Genomic DNA, 20,165 nt, shown 5'->3' on the forward strand with positions numbered 1-20,165 from the left:
CTCCCCACGGATAGGGGAGGAATAAAAACAATAACATTATGGCAAAAATACCAGATTTTAAGTACGCTCCTATGTTCCAGACCGGAAAGGACGATACTGAATACTACTTGCTTACCAAAGACGGCGTAAGCGTAGGCGAGTTTGAAGGCAACAAGATTCTAAAAGTAACTCCCGAAGCACTTACTCTTTTATCGCAACAAGCGTTCCATGACGTCAGTTTCTTGCTGCGCAGAACGCATAATGAGCAGGTGGCTAAGATTCTTAAAGATCCCGAAGCGTCGGAGAACGACAAGTATGTGGCACTCACATTCCTGCGTAATGCCGAAGTTGCATGCAAGGGCAAGCTCCCGTTATGTCAGGATACGGGAACGGCGATCATACACGGTGAGAAAGGTCAACAGGTATGGACGGGCTTCAATGATGAGGAAGCATTGTCGAAAGGAGTGTATAACACCTATACGCAAGATAATCTGCGATACTCGCAGAATGCCCCGCTGACGATGTACGACGAGGTGAATACGTGTTGTAACCTGCCTGCACAGATCGATTTGGAGGCCACAGAAGGCATGGAATATCGCTTTCTGTGCGTAACAAAGGGCGGAGGTTCGGCCAACAAGAGCTATCTCTATCAGATGACAAAGGCCATTATTCAGAACCCGGGTACGCTTGTTCCCTTTCTTGTAGAGAAGATGAAGAGCCTCGGAACGGCCGCCTGCCCGCCTTACCACATCGCTTTCGTCATCGGAGGCACATCGGCCGAGAAAACCATGCTCACCGTGAAGCTGGCTTCTACGCACTATTATGATAATCTGCCTACCACGGGCGATGAGACCGGTCGTGCGTTCCGCGATGTCGAGCTCGAGAACCTGTTGCTCCAAGAGGCATACAAGATCGGTCTCGGAGCACAGTTTGGTGGCAAGTACATGGCCCACGACGTGCGCGTAATCCGTCTGCCTCGCCACGGTGCATCGTGCCCCATCGGACTCGGGGTGAGCTGTTCTGCCGACCGGAACATAAAGGCTAAGATCAATAAAGATGGCATCTGGATAGAGAAGATGGACGATAAGCCCTATGAACTCATACCTGAAGAGCTGCGAAATGCAGGAGAAGGCAACGTTGTGAAGATAGACTTAAACCGTCCGATCAAGGAGGTATGCAAGCAACTTTCACAATATCCTGTCTCTACCCGCGTTAGTTTGAACGGCACTATTATCGTTGCACGCGACATAGCCCATGCAAAGTTGAAGGCTCGACTCGATGCCGGAGAGGATTTGCCGCAATACTTTAAAGACCATCCCATACTTTATGCCGGTCCTGCAAAGACACCCGAAGGCATGCCCTGCGGCAGTATGGGCCCGACGACCGCTAACCGTATGGATCCTTATGTAGACGAATTTCAGGATCATGGCGGCAGCCTGATTATGTTGGCTAAGGGAAACCGTACCGATGTAGTTACCGAAGCGTGCAAGAAGCACGGCGGTTTTTATCTGGGAAGCATAGGAGGTCCTGCTGCTGTTCTGTCTATGAATTCCATCAAGAGCATAGAGTGTGTGGAATATCCCGAACTGGGTATGGAAGCTATTTGGAAGATAGAAGTAGAAGACTTCCCTGCTTTTATCCTCGTAGACGATAAGGGCAACGACTTCTTCAAGCAGCTCAAGCCGTGGTCGTCGGGCTGTAATCTCAAGTAATTGCACCTATTTATATATATAAGGGATGGCGATCGGCCATCCCTTATTTGTTTTATATCCCTCCTGTTCCTATGTTTAGGAGAAACCATACCGCCGATATTAGAAAGGTAGAATATCCCATTCGGGGGAGATATCCTCATAGTTATCAGTATTTTTTACCGTAACTTCCTTGCCTTTTTCCATTCTTATTTCCCTGTAGTGCGTACCTTTTTCGCCCGAATGGTCTACATAGAGTGCCGAATGCAATACGAACTCGCCGTTTCGGAATATATACTTTTGCTGCACCTGCTTGTGTTCTGTCAGTTGTTTCCAGCCGTAGATGCTGCGCTTTATTTCATAAGAAGAGGGATTAGGTATTTCGCTATACGACGGAATGCGCACATACTTGCGTTTTCGTTCATCCCATGTGTAGCATTCGTAGTAAGCAGGTGTCGCTCCCGTTCCGTTTTTAGAAATGAGCAAGTCGTTATGTCCGTCGAAAGTAACATCCTCGAACCACCCCTCTCCAAGGTCTTGTTCAGTGGGCGATACCGTATCGATAGGGCAGACGATTGTCTGTACAAGCACTCCGTTACGATACACCTTTATGCCGTAGGTAGAGTCGTTGAGCATATAACGTTTACAACTTTGCCGTACTTCGTCTTTGCCTCGCCACCATTCGCGGCGCTCTTCATCGAGCGCATCGTCCACGGATATCGCCGCCGTATCGACATCTCCCATCGTTGCACAGTAGTTTTCCCAGCCGTTGTGCCTATATTTAGGATTGATATAGAACTCGCCTTCCCCGATATCAAGGGCATTGCTGTCGGGTATTCTGAATAATCCCCAATTGGCATTCTTACTGACTTTCGTCTTAAAAGACGTCCATTTCCCCTCGAACATATTGTTGCAATAGCCGTCAGATACTGTAATGAACAAGTCATCGAAGTGCACCGAATTGTCATACAGATAAAAATCGGTGGTCATATTTCCATAAAATCGGCCGGCTCCTTTCTGCTTGTCGTCCTCCCGCAGGTCGTATATTCCTGTCATACGGTATCTGTTCACCCGTCCGTAACGGTCATCGTTATTCTCTTCAATGTGCTTCAAACGAATTGTACCCGTAAAGTTACACACGTTTTGGCGCACCCTCGAAGCCCCTTTTACGTGGTAAAGAGTGGCGTCGGCCGTGTCTTTTTCCACGTGTTCGAAGTACATGTACAGCCGTTGGAAGTCTCGTCCGATATAACCGATATACCGATATTGATGCTGTCCGAGTATCGGCGAATAGTTGTATTTTGCCAATCGGGCGAGTTCGTTTTTTACCTTCGTTGCCGGCGTGCCGCTTGCATTGTGCGCCGATATGCCGCTGCCGAATGTACCGACAGATGCTGCCAGTAAGCATGTAAGGACAATATTTCGTATCGGTTTCATGTTCCTATGGTTGTTAAAGGAGTAAAATATAGTAATCGATAAGCCGTTTTCGAGTTTTCATAAATTCATTTTATAAGGCATATTCCGATATTTTTTTATAACGAAAGCATATCTGTTTTATTGTAAACCTAAAGGTAAAAAGGTAGAAAAGCAAAACGGTAAAAAGAACAGGGCGCAAAAATATTTGACACAGTCCGATGAACAAAAATCCTTAGAATATCCGTTTAAGGCGTTTAGATTATCTATTTAAATCTCTTGGATATGCCATTTATCGGCTTTAAACCATAGGTTTACCCCGCACATCCCTCAGTTCTGTTCTTTTTACCTCTTTACCCTTTCACCTTTCTACCGCTATTATACGTTTATTTAATATTGTTTAAATTAATTAAAAAAGATATATTGTGAAGTGCTATGTGTATCGGCCGGAGTGAATTATATGTACCTTTACACCCGATTTTTACAGTATCTATGAAAGTATCTCGATAAGAATGTAACCTCGATAGCTATGCTGTTGCGAATATGGTAAGTTGTTCGAGAAGCCATGAATGGCTTTTATTAATGACACGAACTAAAGAAGAGTATTTATTTAATATAATTTAAATCGTATGAAAAAAACACTTTTTGCTACATTACTGTGCCTGTCTTCGATGAACGGAGCGGCTCAAAGTAAGGCCGGAACGTTCTCTATTATTCCTCGTTTGGGTATTAATGTAACCGATATGTCGGGTAAATTGCTGTCTACATCGATAGCTGATAATTCCATTTGGAATAGAAATAATTCCGATAGCCGAGTACGCTTTGCTGGCGGTGTAGATCTGATGTATCAGCTATCCGATATGTTTGCCGTTTCTGCCGGAGCATTCTATTCACAACAGGGATGCCGGTTCAAAGGACTATATGAATATTCTGCGGCCGATAAATCGCTGACTGCGACCGAATTATCCCCTGCCAAACTTGATTATATTAATGTTCCGTTTATGCTGCATGGTTATGTCGTTAAAGGTTTATCCTTGAATGCAGGGGTTCAGGTGGGCTTTCTTACCAAGGTAAAATGGTCGGGAAAGCAAGTTAAAGCATTCCTTAATGAAGAACATGGTACTATTGTACTTTCAGAGCCTTCCCAAATGAGTACAATGAATGAATTTATTATAAAGAATACAGACGCCTTTCATAAGGTGGACATATCCATCCCGTTAGGCGCATCCTATGAGTTTATGAACGTTGTTTTGGATGCCCGTTACAATTTGGGACTTACTAAAGTTTCGAAAGGTGGCAGTTCTAAAAACCGCGTATTCATGGTTACCTTGGGTTATAAGTTCGATCTGTGATTTAAAAAGGTAAAAAAGTAGAGAAGAAAAATAAAGGCAAAGGGGTAGAAGGGTAAAGAGGTAAAAAGAACAGAACTGAGGGATGTGCGGGGTAAACCTATGGTTTAAAGCCGACAAATGGCATATCCAAGAGATTTAAATAGATAATCTAAACGCCTTAAACGGATATTCTAAGGATTTTTGTTCATCGGGCTGTGTCAAATATTTTTGCGCCCTGCTCTTTTTACCGTTTTGCTTTTCTACCTTTTTACCTTTAGGTTTATCCTTTTACCTTTTTCTTTTTTTACCGTTAAAGATATGCGTTAAATTTGCTGTTCTCACGATATTCCTTTATTTTTGCGAAGATAAAATCGTGACCATGATTACAAATAACGATAGAACTTGGACGCCCGATGCCTGTCAGTTAGAAGTAATACGGGCGCAAGGCGGCTATCATTTGGTGCTTGCACCGCCCGGATGCGGCAAGACGCAGATACTTACAGAACGCATACGCACGGCCCACGACGCCGGAACAGATTATGCCGATATGCTTTGCCTGACGTTTACAAACAGGGCGGCACGCGGAATGAAAGAGCGCATTCGCACCCATCTCGGCGACCGAAGCGTAGAAGAAGTGTACGTAGGCAATGTACATCGTTTCTGTTCAAAGTTTCTTTATGATAACGGCATCATACCTGCAGAGAGTTCGGTGATAGACGATGACGATGCTATCAGCATACTCGCGCGCTATTTGGATGAAGATGAATATGCCGTAAGTGCCAATTTCACGCGCCGCCGCCAGTATGCCGAAGTCATACAACTGGCGGGTTTCATGCACCAGATTGCCTGCAATCATCCTCGCAGTCTGCGCATGCATCCCGAATGTATTACACAAAACGACGTAACGGCCATGCGCCGTATTTGCGCTGTACAACGTATGCCGTTCGATGCGAAGGCCATGACAGATATCTTCGAGCATACGGATGTCTACTTCGAGACAGCCAAATCGGATGCTTACGACTTCGGTACGCAGCAGATCATCGGCGTGCTTTTGCGCAAAATGTCGTTGGCCTGTCACTACAAAAGCTACAAACAAAGCAATAAACTACTCGATTTCGAAGACTTACTCATGCTGTCTTACGATGCTTTACGGGCCGATTTGGCAGCACAGTATAAGCGTTATTCGTGGATACAGGTAGACGAGGTGCAGGATTTGAACCCGTTGCAGTTGGCCATTGTCGATGCCCTGACGGCGACAGAGGGCGTAACTACTGTTTATCTGGGCGACGAACAGCAGGCCATTTTCTCGTTTATGGGCGCTAAAACCGATACGCTTGGGGTGCTGAAAGAGCGTTGCAACGGCAATATACACCACCTTAACGTGAACCATCGGTCGCCCGCATATTTATTGGAAGTATTCAACGATTATGCCGAGCAAGTGCTCCGTATCGACAAGGCGCTGCTGCCAGTGACTACGTATGCCCCGTGCAGACTGGGTGACGAGTTGCGATTGGTAGATTGCAACGTTGTGGAAACGGAATTGCACGAGGTGGCCGACATTGTCGGTCGCCTCTTCTTGAACGACGATACCGAAACTACAGCCATCATAGTTAATTCGAACAGCGATGCCGATGCTATGAGCGAAGTGTTGCGTAAGCAACGTATGCCGCATTTTAAGGTATCGGGCGCCGATCTTTTTTCTTCGTCCGAAGTGAAACAGCTCTTCGCCCATCTCAACATACTTGCCAACGAAAACAATTTTATTGCGTGGGCCCGCATGCTGAAAGGGTTGCACGTGTTCGAGTCGAATGCCGCATCGCGCAACTTCATGCGTGCGCTCTTAGACCGCGCCATGTTGCCTACAGATTTCCTGCTCTACGAGAATAGTACTTATGTGCAGGATTTCTACGAAGAATACGAGAACCGAGAGATTGTGATATTCGATACCGAAACCACCGGTTTGAGCGTGTTCGAAGACGACATTCTGCAGATTGCGGCCGTGACGATATGCCGTGGCGAGGTGGTTAGAGGTTCCGAATTTAAGGTGTTTATCGCCACAGAGCGAGAGATACCTCGCAAATTAGGCGACATAGACAACCCGATTATCGAGGAGATGAAGCACAACCGTCTGCTCGGGCATGCCGAGGCGTTGCAACTGTTCATGAACTATGTGGGCGATAGAACGCTTCTTGGGCACAATGCAGATTACGACTATCATATCCTCGACTATAATCTAAGGCGCTATCTGCCGCAGGTCAGCCTTGCCGAACGGTGCCCCAAATACTTCGATTCGCTGAAGTTGATCCGCTTACTCGAACCCGATTTACGCGAATATAAGCTGAAATATCTGCTTTCTGTGTTGCACCTTGAGGGTGAAAACTCCCATTTGGCCGATGCAGACGTGCATGCTACGTGTAACGTTGTGGCCCATTGTTATCGTAAGGCTGCAGATATAATCGGCAGTCAGCGGCAGTTTATCGTGCAAAAACGGGTGCAGGAACGGGCCGAAGTACTGCGTAAAAGGTATGTCCAACAGTACCTGCAGGCACGCCGCACTCTCTATCTGCGCCCCACAGAGGGGCAGCCTGCCATGGTCGGGGTGCTTGTCGGTTTCTATCGGTATATGCTTTCGGAACGGCTGATGGAACCGGTCGACAACCTTAACCGCATTGTGAGTTATCTTTGTGCCGACATGATAGATGTATCGGCTGCACCCTCTTTGGCCGAGCAGTTGAGTGCCTATAGCATGCAACTCAACACGCTGAAAGAGGCAGACTTATGCGGCAGCAGCGCTATAGACGACCGTATCTTCGTTACAACGGTACATAAAGCCAAGGGACTTGAGTTCGATAACGTTGTTATATTTGATGCTGTCGAGGGTAGGTATCCCAACTATTTCAACAAAGACAACCCTATAATGGTGGCGGAAGACGCTCGTAAATTCTACGTAGCCATGTCGCGTGCCAAGAAACGGTTATATGTAGCCTACTCGTCTGTCCGCATCGACTATCATAACCGTCCGCAACCGCGACAATTGACACGCTTTATGCAGCCCATAGCAAAATATTTTACTACATAGAAGGTGGCAAAATAAGGGGGCTTCCTCTGCCTTTACCGTCTTCTATTTCTATCCATTTATTTTGCCGTTTACCTATTTTAATTTATCTTTGCAAGCACAATACAAATAAAAAACACGATGGAAAAGAAAGAAAAAGAGACGGTGCAGCTGCCCGAAAACGCATTCCGAGAGTTGAAAGACGGTGAAGAATACACTCCTGTGATGAGTCCTCAGCAGAACTATCCGGAGGTAACGGGGTGGTCGGTTACATGGGGTATCCTCATGGCAATGCTCTTCTCGGCCGCTGCGGCATACCTCGGACTGAAGGTAGGACAAGTGTTTGAGGCTGCCATACCGATAGCTATCATCGCTGTAGGGCTATCCTCGGCGTCACATCGTAGCAAGGTATTGGGCGAAAATGTCATTATACAGAGCATAGGTGCCTGCTCCGGCGCCGTTGTAGCGGGCGCCATCTTCACGTTGCCGGCCATTTATATCCTGCAAGCCAAGTATCCTGAGATGAGTGCATCGTTCCTCAAAATATTCATTTCGTCGCTTCTTGGAGGCGTCATCGGTATACTTTTTCTTATTCCGTTCCGCAAATACTTCGTGAGCGATATGCATGGAAAATATCCGTTCCCCGAGGCTACCGCCACTACACAGGTGCTTGTGTCGGGCGAAAAGGGCGGAAGTCAGGCCAAGCCCTTACTTCTTGCAGGCTTAGTAGGCGGACTTTACGACTTTATAGTGGCCACCTTGGGGTGGTGGAACGAAAACTTTACGTCGCGAGTTGTTGATTTCGGCGCTGCTATCGCCGATAAATTAAAGCTCGTGTTCAAGGTAAATACAGGCGCAGCCGTATTGGGTTTGGGGTATATCATCGGCTTTCGTTATTCGTTGATTATCACTCTGGGTTCGTTGGCTGTGTGGTGGCTCATTGTTCCGGGTATGGCTTTCCTCTTTCACGACCACGTGTTAAGTGCATGGGACCCGTCGATTACGGCGACTGTAGGTGCCATGTCGCCCGAACAGATATTCACTTCGTACGGCAAAAGCATCGGTATAGGGGGCATAGCCATGGCAGGTATCATCGGTATCATCAAGTCGTGGGGCATCATTAAGGGTGCCGTATCGCTCGCAGCCGGCGAAATGAAAGGCAAAGACGATACACAGAAGACCGTTAAACGTACGCAACGCGACATTTCTTTCAAGGTGATAGCCATCGGTTCCGCTATTACGATCCTCATTACTTTCTTGTTCTTTTGGTTCGGAGTGATGGACGGGAACCTGCTCTTTGCCGTGGTCGGCATACTATTGGTTACCATTATAGCTTTCTTATTTACCACAGTTGCCGCCAATGCCATCGCTATTGTAGGCTCCAATCCCGTATCGGGAATGACGCTGATGACACTCATTCTCGCCTCTGTTGTGATGGTGGCGGTAGGATTGAAGGGCACTGCAGGCATGCTGGCCGCACTGATTATGGGCGGTGTAGTATGTACGGCGCTGTCGATGGCGGGCTCTTTTGTAACCGATTTAAAGATAGGTTACTGGCTTGGAACTACGCCCAAGAAGCAAGAGGCATGGAAATTTCTCGGTACGCTCGTAAGTGCCGCTACCGTTGGAGGCGTAATGATGCTGCTCAATGAGACCTACGGATTTACGACAGGTCAGCTGGCTGCGCCTCAAGCAAATGCTATGGCTGCGGTGATAGATCCGCTGATGAATGGCGTAGGCGCCCCGTGGATTCTTTATGCCATCGGTGCCTGTATCGCCATAGTGCTTACGCTGTGTCGCATACCGGCATTGCCTTTTGCCCTCGGAATGTTCATTCCGATACAACTCAACATACCTCTGCTTGTGGGAGGTGCCGTGAATTGGTTCGTTACATCGCGCTCGAAGGATGCCGAAACCAATAAGCAACGCGGCGAAAAGGGCACGTTGCTCGCCAGCGGATTTATAGCCGGAGGCGCGTTGATGGGTGTTGTAAGTGCGCTGCTTCGCTTTGGAGGCGTCGAATTAATTAGCGATAATTGGCTTGCAAATCCGCTTTCGGAGCTATGCTCGCTGGTTGCATACGTGTTGCTGATAGGATATTTCGTTAGAGCAACGAGGGAAAGTAAATGAAAGAAGAGGGATAAATGGTGAAGGGAGTGCCCTCCTTCCGGCTTTTCCCATAGGGAGGAGGCAACCTCGCATTATCGAATTAAGGAAATATAAATAATGTGTATGAAGAGAATAGTACTTGCTTTATGGCTTTGTATGCTTACACTCGGCATGATGGGGGTGCCGGCTAAGCGAGGAATTTGGCAGACCATCCGACTGAAAGACGGTACGACGGTGCGCGTAATGCTATGCGGTGATGAGCGTATGCATTTCTGGCGTTCGGCCGAGGGTGTACGTTATGTGGAAGATGAAGATACTCCTAATTTCTATAAAGTGTTGAATGAAGAGGTGTTCCGTAAGAATTTATCGGCGCGAAATAAGAGATTTCTTTCTGTCAGAAAGGCAAGACGCCGCGTTATTCAGAACACCCAGCCGACGACAGTCTACACCGGTAAGAAGAAAGGACTTATCATTTTGGTGCAGTTCAACGACTCTACGTTTAAGAAAGGTCATGATAAGAATTATTATAATAAGGTGGCGAATGGGGAGAATTTTACATCGGATGAAGGCTTTAGAGGTAGCATCTCTGATTATTTCAAGGCGCAAAGTGGAGGATTGTTCGAACTGAATTTCGATGTCGTAGGGCCTGTCAAACTGCCAAATCCGGCCTCTTATTACGGCGGAAATGGCCGTACGGGCCAAGATTTAAGGCCGGGTACCATGGTTGCACAGGCCTGTCAGGCTGTACAGGATAGTGTGGATTTTGCGCAATACGATTGGGATGGCGACGGTGAAGTAGATCAGGTGCTGGTGATTTATGCTGGTATGGGAGAGGCAGACGGTGGGGCGTCGGCTTCTATATGGCCGCATGAATGGGCTTTGAGTGCTTCGGAATATGGGACAACCCTGAAGATCGATAACGTAATAGTGGATACCTATGCCTGCGGAAACGAGATGCAAGCGGGTGGAGTCGTGAATGGTATTGGCACTATCTGCCATGAGTTTTCACATTGTTTGGGCTTTCCCGATACTTATGACATCGGGTATAAAGGTAATTACGGTATGGGCAGTTGGGATTTGATGTGTGCCGGAAATTATAACGGCAATACCTTTTGCCCTGCCGGATATACTGTTTATGAAAAGATGATATGCGGTTGGCTCACTCCGGAAGAACTGACTACCGATAAAGAGATAAGAGAATTGAGGCCTTTGAGCGAGGGTGGAGGCGCCTACATTATATATAATGATAGTAATAGGAACGAATATTATCTGCTTGCTAACCGCCAACAAACGGAATGGGATGCCCGTTTGGCTGCATCAGGTTTACTGATTACGCACGTCGATTACGATGAAAATTGCTGGAATAATAATGTGGTGAATACCTTGGGCAGTTTCCGTCAGAGCGATGGATATAGTGACGATTTCGCCAATGACCATCAACGACTTACCATCTTTCATGCCGATAACGATGACGACAGTGCCTATTGGGATGGCGATTTGATGCAATATACAAGGATGACCGAGGCAGGTGATACCTATCCGTACCGTGCTAACGACAGTTTGACTAACAATTCGATACCGAAAGCCATTTTGTATAATGCCAATAAAAGTAAATCGTTGCTGATGAACAAGGCAGTAAAAGGCATTACGCAATTTGATGATGGCACGATCGGTTTTAATTTCTATGTCGTTCCGGAGAGTAATTTGAATGCGGATAGGATAGTAAAAGGCGATACTGTTTTTTATGAATCGTTCGATCAATGTGCCGGTTCTGGTGGTAATGACCGTAAATGGAATGGTCGTATAGCCAATGGAGGCTTCTCTCCGGATAACCAAGGATGGGAGGGAAAATACGAATATGGTGCCGACAGATGTGCCAGATTCGGGACGGTAAAGATTGACGGAGTGGTGACGACACCATCGTTTAATGTCGTTGGAACGGCGATTTTGACTTTTAAAATAGCTGCTTGGAATAGCGCAAATGATGGAACTACGGTCGATCTCCGCGTAACCGATGGCTTCTCGATCGCTCCTTCGGTGTTGAAGATCAATAAAGGATCGTGGACAGAATGTACAGCTATCATTACTGGAACGGGAAATGTCAGGGTTACATTTATGCCCAAGAAACGTTTTTTCCTCGATGAAGTTTTGGTAAGAAAATCGGGTACTACCGATATCCGCCATGTCAATCGGGAACAGACGGCCATCCGAGAGGTTCGAATATATAATATTCAGGGCCAATACCTCGGTTCTAATCTCGACGCTCTGCCTAAAGGTCTTTATATAGTGAATGGCAAGAAGGTGGTAAAATAGTAGGATAGGTTATTTGATACAAAAAAGGAGCAAGGATAAACCGCATGTGCAGCATTCCTTGCTCCTTTGTTTTTTATAGAAATTATATCTCTATGGGCGATTAATTCCTAAATATTAAATGTCCTTCTTTTACATCAATGATGATTGGTTTATCGCGTAAAACGTTGTCGGAAAGTAGAGATTTCGACAGATCATTGAGCACATACCGCTGGATGGCACGCTTTACAGGACGGGCACCGAACTCGGGATCGAAGCCTACATCGGCAAGATAGTCGATGGCATCAGGTGTCCAATTCAGCGTAAAGCCTTGTGCGAGCAGCATCTTTTGCACGTTTTTCATCTGTAAAATTACCACCTTGGCGATTTCATCCTTTGTAAGTGGCATGAACATAATGGTTTCATCGATACGGTTGAGGAACTCCGGACGGATGGTACGCTTTAGCATTTCCATCACTTCGCGTTTGGTCTCGGCGATCTTTTCCTCACGGTTGGTATCGTTCATCTGTTCGAATTGCTGTTGAATATATTGGCTGCCGAGGTTCGAGGTCATGATGATGATCGTGTTCTTGAAGTTCACCGTGCGCCCTTTGTTATCGGTCAGTCGGCCGTCATCAAGCACTTGAAGCAGGATATTGAATACATCCGGATGCGCTTTCTCTATCTCGTCGAATAGCAATACGCTATAGGGTTTGCGTCTAACTGCCTCGGTTAGCTGTCCTCCCTCGTCATATCCGACGTATCCGGGAGGCGCTCCAATGAGACGAGACACACTGAATTTCTCCTGATATTCGCTCATATCGATGCGTGTCATCATCGTTTCGTCGTTAAAGAGGTACTCTGCAAGAGCCTTAGCAAGTTCGGTTTTGCCTACTCCTGTGGTACCCAAGAAGATGAAAGAGGCTATTGGACGCTTAGGATCTTGCAATCCGGCGCGGCTTCTCCTTACGGCATCGGCTACTGCAGTGATGGCCTCGTCTTGTCCGATAACGCGTTTGTGAAGTTCTTCTTCGAGGTGTAACAGTTTATCGCGCTCGCTCTGCATCATACGGGTGACGGGGATACCAGTCCAACGGCTAACTACTTCAGCTATATCATCGGCCGTTACCTCCTCGCGAACCATAGCCTCACCGCCCTGAGTTGCCTTAAGTTGCAGCTGTATATTGTCTATATCGTCCTGCAAACTCTTCAGTTTGCCGTAACGTATCTCGGCTACACGCTCGTAATTCCCCTCGCGTTCCTGTCGTTCAGCTTCGTATTTAAGGTGCTCCATCTCCTGTTTGTCTTGCTGAATTTTATTGACCAAGCTCCTTTCACCTTCCCATTTGGCGCGGAATTGATGCTCCTGATCTTTCAAATCTGCAATCTCTTTGTCCAACAGAGTGATCTTCTCCTTGTCGTTCTCGCGCTTGATAGCCTCGCGTTCTATCTCCAATTGCTTCAGTTTACGTGTAATCTCGTCCAATTCTTCGGGCACTGAATCGCGCTCCATTCGCAATTTAGCAGCGGCTTCATCCATCAAATCTATCGCTTTATCGGGCAAGAAGCGGTCGGAGATGTACCGTTCAGAGAGCTTAACTGCCGCTATGCAGGCATCATCCTGTATGCGCACCTTATGATGGTTCTCGTAACGTTCCTTCAATCCGCGCAGAATAGATATGGCATCCACCTCGTCGGGCTCGTCTACCATTACCGTCTGGAAACGACGTTCCAATGCCTTGTCTTTCTCGAAGTATTTCTGATACTCGTTTAGAGTAGTGGCCCCGATGGCACGGAGCTCACCTCTGGCCAAAGCAGGTTTCAATATATTGGCCGCATCCATGGCACCTTCGCCGCCTCCACCGGCACCCACGAGGGTATGTATCTCATCTATAAACAAGATAATATTGCCGTTCGAGCCCGTTACTTCCTTAATTACCGCTTTCAAACGTTCTTCGAATTCGCCTTTGTACTTGGCTCCGGCAACCAATGCACCCATATCCAAGGAGAAAAGTTGCTTGTCTTTCAGGTTCTCGGGCACATCTCCACGCACGATACGTTCGGCAAGTCCTTCCACTATAGCGGTCTTTCCCGTTCCCGGTTCGCCTATCAGAATAGGGTTATTCTTGGTACGTCTCGACAGTATCTGCAGCACCCGTCTGATCTCTTCGTCGCGTCCGATCACGGGATCGAGCTTGCCCGACCGTGCATCTTCTACCAGATTACGGGCGTATTTACTCAACGATTGATAGTTTTCATCACCGCTTTGCGATTGTACATGCTGCCCCTGTCGCAATTCCATGATAGCCTTACGCATGTTGTCCTCCGTACATCCCGCGTCTTTCAGTATGCGACTCGCCGTCGAGTTCACGCTCAACAGCGCCAAGAGCATGGGTTCGAGCGAAACGAATTCATCGCCCAGTTTCTGCGACAAGTCCAAAGTGGCCTGCAAAACCCTGTTGGCGTCGTTGCTGAAATAAGGTTCTCCGCCCGATACTTTCGGCAGATGCGCTATTTCCGACTGCAACAAAGTCTCCACCTGCTGGCTGTTTACGCCGAGTTTTTGGAAGATATAGTTGGTCACGTCTCTGCCTTTATTCATGATACCTTGCAGCAGATGTATCGGTTCTATAGTCTGCTGTCCGGCTTGTTGCGCAATGTTAAGAGCCTCTTGTACGGCCTCTTGCGCTTTAATAGTAAACTTATCGAATGTCATGTTTTATCTCCTTTCTTATTTATTTTTCTATACTGTTTCCATCAAATTATATGCCTGATCCGCACGCAATGCCAAACTGTCGCTATAGAATGCCAATCTGTCTTAAATAGATATGCTTCCTATCGGCCGTACACCTGTTGTCTGTCTGCGGTAGAGATATGGTTTGTTTGTCGTGCTTGTTCCGAAAAATCCCTGCCGAATGCTTGCTTACCTTATATTTATTCTGTATATTTGTGGGCAGAACCGTAAATAAAAATATTATAAGTCTATGAACAGCGATAAGTTGAGCATGAATGCAAACAAGGTAGTTGCCTTTCTACAGAAGTTACCCCATGAGTTTACCAAGAACGATATCATCGAATATATCCGCCGGAACGACATCCGTATGGTTAATTTTATGTATCCGGGCGGCGATGGCAAGCTAAAGACGTTGAATTTTGTTATCAATGATCTCGATTATCTTAATACTATACTCTCGACAGGCGAGCGTGTAGACGGCTCAAGTCTATTCTCTTTCATCGAAGCAGGTAGCAGCGATCTCTACGTGTTGCCCCGTTTTTCAACGGCATTCGTAGATCCTTTTGCCGAAATACCTACACTCTGTCTGCTTTGCAGCTTCTTCGATAAGGACGGGAATGCCCTTGAAAGCGCGCCGGAACATACGCTTGTCAAAGCTATGCGGGCATTCGAAGAGGTCACGGGCATGGAATTTCATGCCATGGGAGAGTTGGAATACTACGTTATCCGTCCTGCAGAAGAAGTTTATCCTGCGGTAGATCAGCACGGATACCATGAGTCTATGCCTTACGCAAAGACAAACGACTTCCGTACATTGTGCATGCAATACATTTCGCAGGCCGGCGGACAGATTAAATACGGACACTCTGAGGTCGGTAACTTTACACACGACGGGCTTACATACGAGCAGAACGAAATAGAGTTCTTACCTGTATTGGCCACAGATGCCGCCGATCAGCTCATGATAGCCAAGTGGATTATCCGCAATCTTGCCTATCGGGAGGGATTGAATGTTACGTTCGCCCCGAAAATAACTACCGGAAAGGCCGGTTCCGGACTGCATATACACATGCGAATGATGAAAGACGGGCATAACAGGATGATAGAAAACGGGACTTTGAGCAACGATGCACGGCGCATGATTGCGGGAATGATCGACCTCGCACCGAGCATTACAGCCTTCGGGAATAAGAACCCGACGTCGTATTTCCGCCTTGTACCGCACCAAGAGGCACCTACCAACGTATGTTGGGGCGACCGCAATCGTTCCGTTCTTATACGTGTACCGCTGGGATGGACGGCAGATATCGACATGAGTTGCCGCATCAATCCGCTCGAAAAGGCCATCCATCGGGATAATTCCTTAAAACAAACGGTGGAAATTCGCTCTTCAGACGGCTCAGCCGATATATATCAGCTTCTTGCAGGGCTTTGTGTGGCATGCAGGCATGGCTTCGAAATGCCGAATGCCTTGGAGGTAGCGGAGAAAACCTATGTAAACGTGAACATTCACGACGCCGAACATGCCGACCGCCTTGCTGCTTTGGCGCAGCTGCCCGACAGTTGCTGGGCGAGCGCAGAGTGCTTGGAACGCCAGCGTAAGGCTTTTGAAGAGCATCATGTGTTCAGTCCGGCGATGATAGATGGCATTATTGAGCAGCTCAAGTCGTACAACGACCGCACTTTGCGTAAGGATATAGCGGGCAAGAACGAAGAAATAGCCGCATTGGTAGCACGCTATTTCCACTGCGGATAGGCAGGGCATCGCGAAGAGGAACTTCTCTCAGCTCTTCTGAAGGAGGTTCCTTTCTTTATTCTTTGCGTATCAGAATGCGGGCATCCACGGCAGTTACCTCGTTTTCATCGGCCAGAAGCGGGTTGATATCCATCTCTTTAATCTCGGTAGCGAAGCGCAGCAAGGTAGACAGGCGCTGAATGATTTCGGCGTATTTCTGCTCGTTGATGCCTTTCTGTCCACGGGGTCCTTTCAATATCTTGTAGCCCCGCAGCGAACGGATCATCGATATAGCCTCGCTATTGCTCAATGGAGCGAGCCCGCTCGATACGTCTTTCAGCACTTCAACGAATATGCCGCCCAGTCCGCAGAGCACTACATGACCGAAACGCGGTTCGTATTTCGCCCCTATGAATAGCTCCGTGCCCTTGATCATCTTCTGTATCATCACGCTGGTTGCACCATCTATCTTCATCATTCGCTCATATTCCAGTTCTAAATGTTTGGAACTCCGTATGTCGAGAGCCACCCCGCCTACATCGCTTTTATGGATCGGGCCCACTACCTTGGCTACAACGGGATAACCGATGCGGTTTGCAAAGTCGATAAGTTGCGTTTTGTCGGCGCTAACTTTTTCGGGTACCATCGGTATGCCGGCACAGTTGAGCAGACGGTGCACCGTTTCGGGCGGCACGTAACCATCTTCTTCGATGCTTGCAATAATCTCCCGTATCTTCGGAACGTCCACTCCGAGGAGCTCAATCTCGGGAGATGCCGGCTTTGGAGTTTTCATTATCTGCGTTAAGGCAGTGGCAAGAGTTACCTCATCGCTGAAGTTTACGTGTCCTTTACGCAAGAACTCGGCCACTTCGGGGCCTGCCGTGTTCAGGCAAGGCAGTATGGGGAAGATGGGTTTACGGCACTCCTTGATTTTCTTGTCGAGCGTGTCGTAGGTCTCATACAGCTTCACTAAGCCCGGTGAACCGAAGATTACGAAGATTGCATCTATATTGTCGAACCGCCGTTCGCAGTAATCGATAGCGATACCGAGTTGTTCCGGCGTGCCTGTAGCAAGGATGTCGATAGGATTGGTGACGGCAGAACCCGGCATAAGTTGTGCCTTTAATTCTTCTACAGCGCCACCTTCGAGCTTCGGAACGTTCAGTCCGCCCTTCGAAAGGGCATCTGTAAGCATCACGCCCGGCCCGCCTGCATGGGTTACGATAGCGAAGTTGCGCCCTGTGAGCGGCGGAAGAGTGAAGATACAGCCCACGGTTGTGAGTTCTTCGCGCGAGAAGCAGCGCACGATACCGGCCTTTCTGAACAAGGCTTCCACGGCAGAATCGCTGCTTGCAATGGCCCCTGTGTGCGACGAGGCAGCCCGTGAACCGCTCTCACTTGTACCGGCTTTGATGGCTGCAATGCGGCAACCTTTGCGGATAAGGGAACTTGCATGAAAGAGAAGTCTATCGGGATTTGCTATATTTTCTATGTACAACAGCTTCACTTTGCTGTCTCTGTCGGCGTCGAAGTTTTCGTCCATGTGCTGCAGAACGTCCTCTATGCCTATCTGTTTGCCGTTCCCGATGCTCCAAACCGAATTGAATTGCAGCCCTTTAATTACCGCCGACTCCAAGATGAATACAGCTGTAGCGCCGCTACCCGATATGAAATCTGCGCCTGAAGGGCTGAGATGGGGGATTGGCTTGGTAAAAACGCCGTGATACCAATTGTTCAGAACACCGATACAGTTGGGACCAATCAGCGCCGCACCATACTTCTCGCACGTCTGCAAGATGCGTTTTTCCATCTCGCCTCCCTCCGGTGTTTCCTCTCCGAAGCCTGCCGAAATGATGATGAATGCCCTGACGTCTTTCTCGGAAGCCAGAACTTCCACGTATTCAGGGCAGAAACGTGCTGCCACAACGAGTATTGCAAGGTCGGTAGGAGGCAGTTCTTTCACGTCGTGAAAGGCTTTTATGCCCTGTATCTCGTCTTCTTTCGGGTTGACGATGCGCAGTGTACCTTGATACTTCCCGTTGATAAGGTTGCGTACAATGGCGCCTCCGGGCTTGTGCACATTGTTGGAACCACCGATAACCACGATGCTTTCGGGGTGAAGAAGTTGCCTGTTGATCATATTTCAATACATTTTGTTGCTTGGAAAACGGCGTTCTGAAGCCGATAAATAATGCTGCAAATTTAAGAAAACTTCCGGTATGTTCAAAGCAAAAGGCAAAAATATCGGGAAGAAAGGATAAGGCTCATAAGAAGAATACCGAATATCGTTTCTTCCTAATCCTTTTTCTCTAATCCCTAATCCTTTCTCCTGCTTTTCTCTATTTCCGTCTTTTTTATATATACTGTCTGAACTCCTTACATTGTCTATTTAACCGTCTTAGATAGACAATGCAAGAGAGTTGTTTGTAATATGTTTGCAGCCGATAGGCTATAAGTATGTTTTTTAGATAGTAACTCCCCTCTTTTTAGAAGAGTAGGAAAGGGGCGTTCGAATCTGTCTCTATTCTCCTTTCTTCATGGCTTTTACCACCTCGCCTATATAGAATGTGTGTATTCCGTCGGGGAAACGGGCATAGAAATCTTTGGGTGTATCGTTGCGAAAAGCCTTTTTATTAAAGTTATCCGCATACATTGTTTCGCATTCTATTACCATATCGGCCTCTTCGAAATAAGGTGTACCGTTCTCGGTGTACTTAACATGCAGACCTAAAACCTTGGCCTTGTCGGCGTTGCGACCGCTCACAGTGCCCATATACTCGAGTATTTTCTCGTCTTTAAAGTGCATAATGGTGAAATACTTGTTCTTTTCCATAAACTCGCGTGTATAGCGTTTCTGGGCTACATATACCGTTACGACCGGACGCGGGTGCCCCCAAAGCGTGCCGAGAGTGCCCCATCCGATGGTCATTTCGTTGAAGTGTCCCTCGCTGCCGGCCGCAAGAAGCAGACCATGCCCTGCAAAGAATGTAAACGGATTGACATCGAAGTCGGTTAGAACATCGAAGTTCTTGAAATCTTCGCTACTTCCGGCGGTGTCAGGTGTGGCAGGTTCGGCTCCTCCAAAGGTGTTGTAAGAGATGTTGGCAGCATCGAATTTATCTTTAGGCATGTTGCCCGACTCCGGATAACCGATAACTATCGTGTTCAGAGGTACGATATGTTCGGGTAAATTCAGTACTTTAGACACGGCAGCACAACGCTCTTTCGACGGATAAGTGCCCGTCCACACGGCCCCCAAGCCCATTCCGTTGGCGGCAAGCAGTATGTTTTCTGAGGCTGCCGAAGCATCCTGTACCCAGAATTCGCGGCCTCCGCCGGTCAAAGCCTTATTCATATCGCCGCATACAACGATGGCCAAAGGTGCTTCGGCAGCCATTCCGGCGTTGGGATTTGCCTCGGATAACGCTTTCAGAACAGTCTTGTCGGTTACTACAATGAAGTGCCAAGGACGCTTGTCTACGGCAGATGGCGCTGCCATAGCCGCACGAAGCAGGTTGTCGATCTTGCTTTTTTCAACGCTGCGTGCTTGATATGTGCGTACACTTGTACGCGTCAAGATGTTGTTCATCACTGTTTTTTGTTGATTATTACCATCGTTTCGGTCGGCTGCGAGCATGTTTTGCGGGTGACAGGCAAGCATTGCAGCCATGCATGCCATAACAAAGAATTTTGTTTTTTGTACCATATTCGTTTACGCTTTTATGTTTAAATCTGCACCAAAGTTAGCATTTTCCGTTTTTAAAGGTATTATGTACATAGTTTTTTATAAGGAACTTTAGCTAATATTCACATGCCCTGACGACTTTCCCTG

The 20,165-nt window shown here is 47.5% G+C and carries 10 protein-coding genes; 6 read left to right on the forward strand and 4 right to left on the reverse strand.

The window, feature by feature from the left end:
* The first annotated feature begins 38 nt into the window (after window positions 1-38).
* Complete coding sequence (locus HMPREF0663_RS02425) at window positions 39-1,691, forward strand: fumarate hydratase (protein WP_004368530.1); 1,653 nt, start codon at window positions 39-41, stop codon at window positions 1,689-1,691.
* 99 nt (window positions 1,692-1,790) lie between these two features.
* Here the strand turns inward: HMPREF0663_RS02425 and HMPREF0663_RS02430 are convergent, their stop codons facing one another.
* Window positions 1,791-3,104, reverse strand: a complete 1,314-nt coding sequence (locus HMPREF0663_RS02430; RefSeq protein WP_004368531.1) for an XAC2610-related protein — start codon at window positions 3,102-3,104, stop codon at window positions 1,791-1,793.
* A gap of 605 nt (window positions 3,105-3,709) precedes the next feature.
* On the opposite strand from HMPREF0663_RS02430, the gene HMPREF0663_RS02435 reads away from it, so the two are divergent.
* The 4 genes from HMPREF0663_RS02435 to HMPREF0663_RS02450 all read left to right on the forward strand — a co-directional run bounded on the left by HMPREF0663_RS02435 (window position 3,710) and on the right by HMPREF0663_RS02450 (window position 11,888).
* Window positions 3,710-4,432 carry a porin family protein gene (locus tag HMPREF0663_RS02435; RefSeq protein WP_016665541.1) on the forward strand — a complete coding sequence of 241 codons (723 nt, stop codon included), beginning with the start codon at window positions 3,710-3,712 and terminating at the stop codon, window positions 4,430-4,432.
* Between the two features lie 358 nt (window positions 4,433-4,790).
* Window positions 4,791-7,490 carry a 3'-5' exonuclease gene (locus tag HMPREF0663_RS02440; RefSeq protein WP_004368534.1) on the forward strand — a complete coding sequence of 900 codons (2,700 nt, stop codon included), beginning with the start codon at window positions 4,791-4,793 and terminating at the stop codon, window positions 7,488-7,490.
* 117 nt (window positions 7,491-7,607) lie between these two features.
* The gene (locus HMPREF0663_RS02445; protein WP_004368535.1) at window positions 7,608-9,596 is read left to right on the forward strand and encodes an OPT family oligopeptide transporter; all 1,989 of its coding nucleotides are present in this window, start codon (window positions 7,608-7,610) and stop codon (window positions 9,594-9,596) included.
* A 102-nt stretch (window positions 9,597-9,698) separates the two neighbouring features.
* The gene (locus tag HMPREF0663_RS02450; protein ID WP_004368536.1) at window positions 9,699-11,888 is read left to right on the forward strand and encodes a M6 family metalloprotease domain-containing protein; all 2,190 of its coding nucleotides are present in this window, start codon (window positions 9,699-9,701) and stop codon (window positions 11,886-11,888) included.
* 100 nt (window positions 11,889-11,988) lie between these two features.
* On the opposite strand, the gene clpB is transcribed toward HMPREF0663_RS02450, so the two are convergent.
* Window positions 11,989-14,580 (reverse strand): ATP-dependent chaperone ClpB, encoded by a 2,592-nt coding sequence (clpB, locus tag HMPREF0663_RS02455; protein ID WP_004368537.1) that lies wholly within the window; start codon window positions 14,578-14,580, stop codon window positions 11,989-11,991.
* A gap of 268 nt (window positions 14,581-14,848) precedes the next feature.
* Between clpB and HMPREF0663_RS02460 the strand changes: the two genes are divergently transcribed.
* Window positions 14,849-16,354: a glutamine synthetase family protein gene (locus HMPREF0663_RS02460; RefSeq protein WP_004368539.1), complete on the forward strand. Its 1,506-nt coding sequence runs from the start codon at window positions 14,849-14,851 to the stop codon at window positions 16,352-16,354.
* 55 nt (window positions 16,355-16,409) lie between these two features.
* On the opposite strand, the gene HMPREF0663_RS02465 is transcribed toward HMPREF0663_RS02460, so the two are convergent.
* Together HMPREF0663_RS02465 and HMPREF0663_RS02470 are read right to left on the reverse strand one after the other, a co-directional pair.
* On the reverse strand, window positions 16,410-18,473 hold the full coding sequence (locus HMPREF0663_RS02465; RefSeq protein ID WP_004368540.1) for an acetate--CoA ligase family protein: 2,064 nt from the start codon (window positions 18,471-18,473) through the stop codon (window positions 16,410-16,412).
* A 381-nt stretch (window positions 18,474-18,854) separates the two neighbouring features.
* Window positions 18,855-20,039 carry a nitroreductase family protein gene (locus HMPREF0663_RS02470; protein WP_004368542.1) on the reverse strand — a complete coding sequence of 395 codons (1,185 nt, stop codon included), beginning with the start codon at window positions 20,037-20,039 and terminating at the stop codon, window positions 18,855-18,857.
* Window positions 20,040-20,165: the final 126 nt, after the last annotated feature.

The organism is Hoylesella oralis ATCC 33269, from assembly GCF_000185145.2.
GTDB lineage: Bacteria > Bacteroidota > Bacteroidia > Bacteroidales > Bacteroidaceae > Prevotella > Prevotella phocaeensis.

Coding starts and splice junctions, on each gene's coding strand:
- HMPREF0663_RS02425 (WP_004368530.1), top strand. CDS start 39: ATGGCAAAAATACCAGATTTTAAGTACGCTCCTATGTTCCAGACCGGA.
- HMPREF0663_RS02430 (WP_004368531.1), bottom strand. CDS start 3,104: ATGAAACCGATACGAAATATTGTCCTTACATGCTTACTGGCAGCATCT.
- HMPREF0663_RS02435 (WP_016665541.1), top strand. CDS start 3,710: ATGAAAAAAACACTTTTTGCTACATTACTGTGCCTGTCTTCGATGAAC.
- HMPREF0663_RS02440 (WP_004368534.1), top strand. CDS start 4,791: ATGATTACAAATAACGATAGAACTTGGACGCCCGATGCCTGTCAGTTA.
- HMPREF0663_RS02445 (WP_004368535.1), top strand. CDS start 7,608: ATGGAAAAGAAAGAAAAAGAGACGGTGCAGCTGCCCGAAAACGCATTC.
- HMPREF0663_RS02450 (WP_004368536.1), top strand. CDS start 9,699: ATGAAGAGAATAGTACTTGCTTTATGGCTTTGTATGCTTACACTCGGC.
- clpB (WP_004368537.1), bottom strand. CDS start 14,580: ATGACATTCGATAAGTTTACTATTAAAGCGCAAGAGGCCGTACAAGAG.
- HMPREF0663_RS02460 (WP_004368539.1), top strand. CDS start 14,849: ATGAACAGCGATAAGTTGAGCATGAATGCAAACAAGGTAGTTGCCTTT.
- HMPREF0663_RS02465 (WP_004368540.1), bottom strand. CDS start 18,473: ATGATCAACAGGCAACTTCTTCACCCCGAAAGCATCGTGGTTATCGGT.
- HMPREF0663_RS02470 (WP_004368542.1), bottom strand. CDS start 20,039: ATGGTACAAAAAACAAAATTCTTTGTTATGGCATGCATGGCTGCAATG.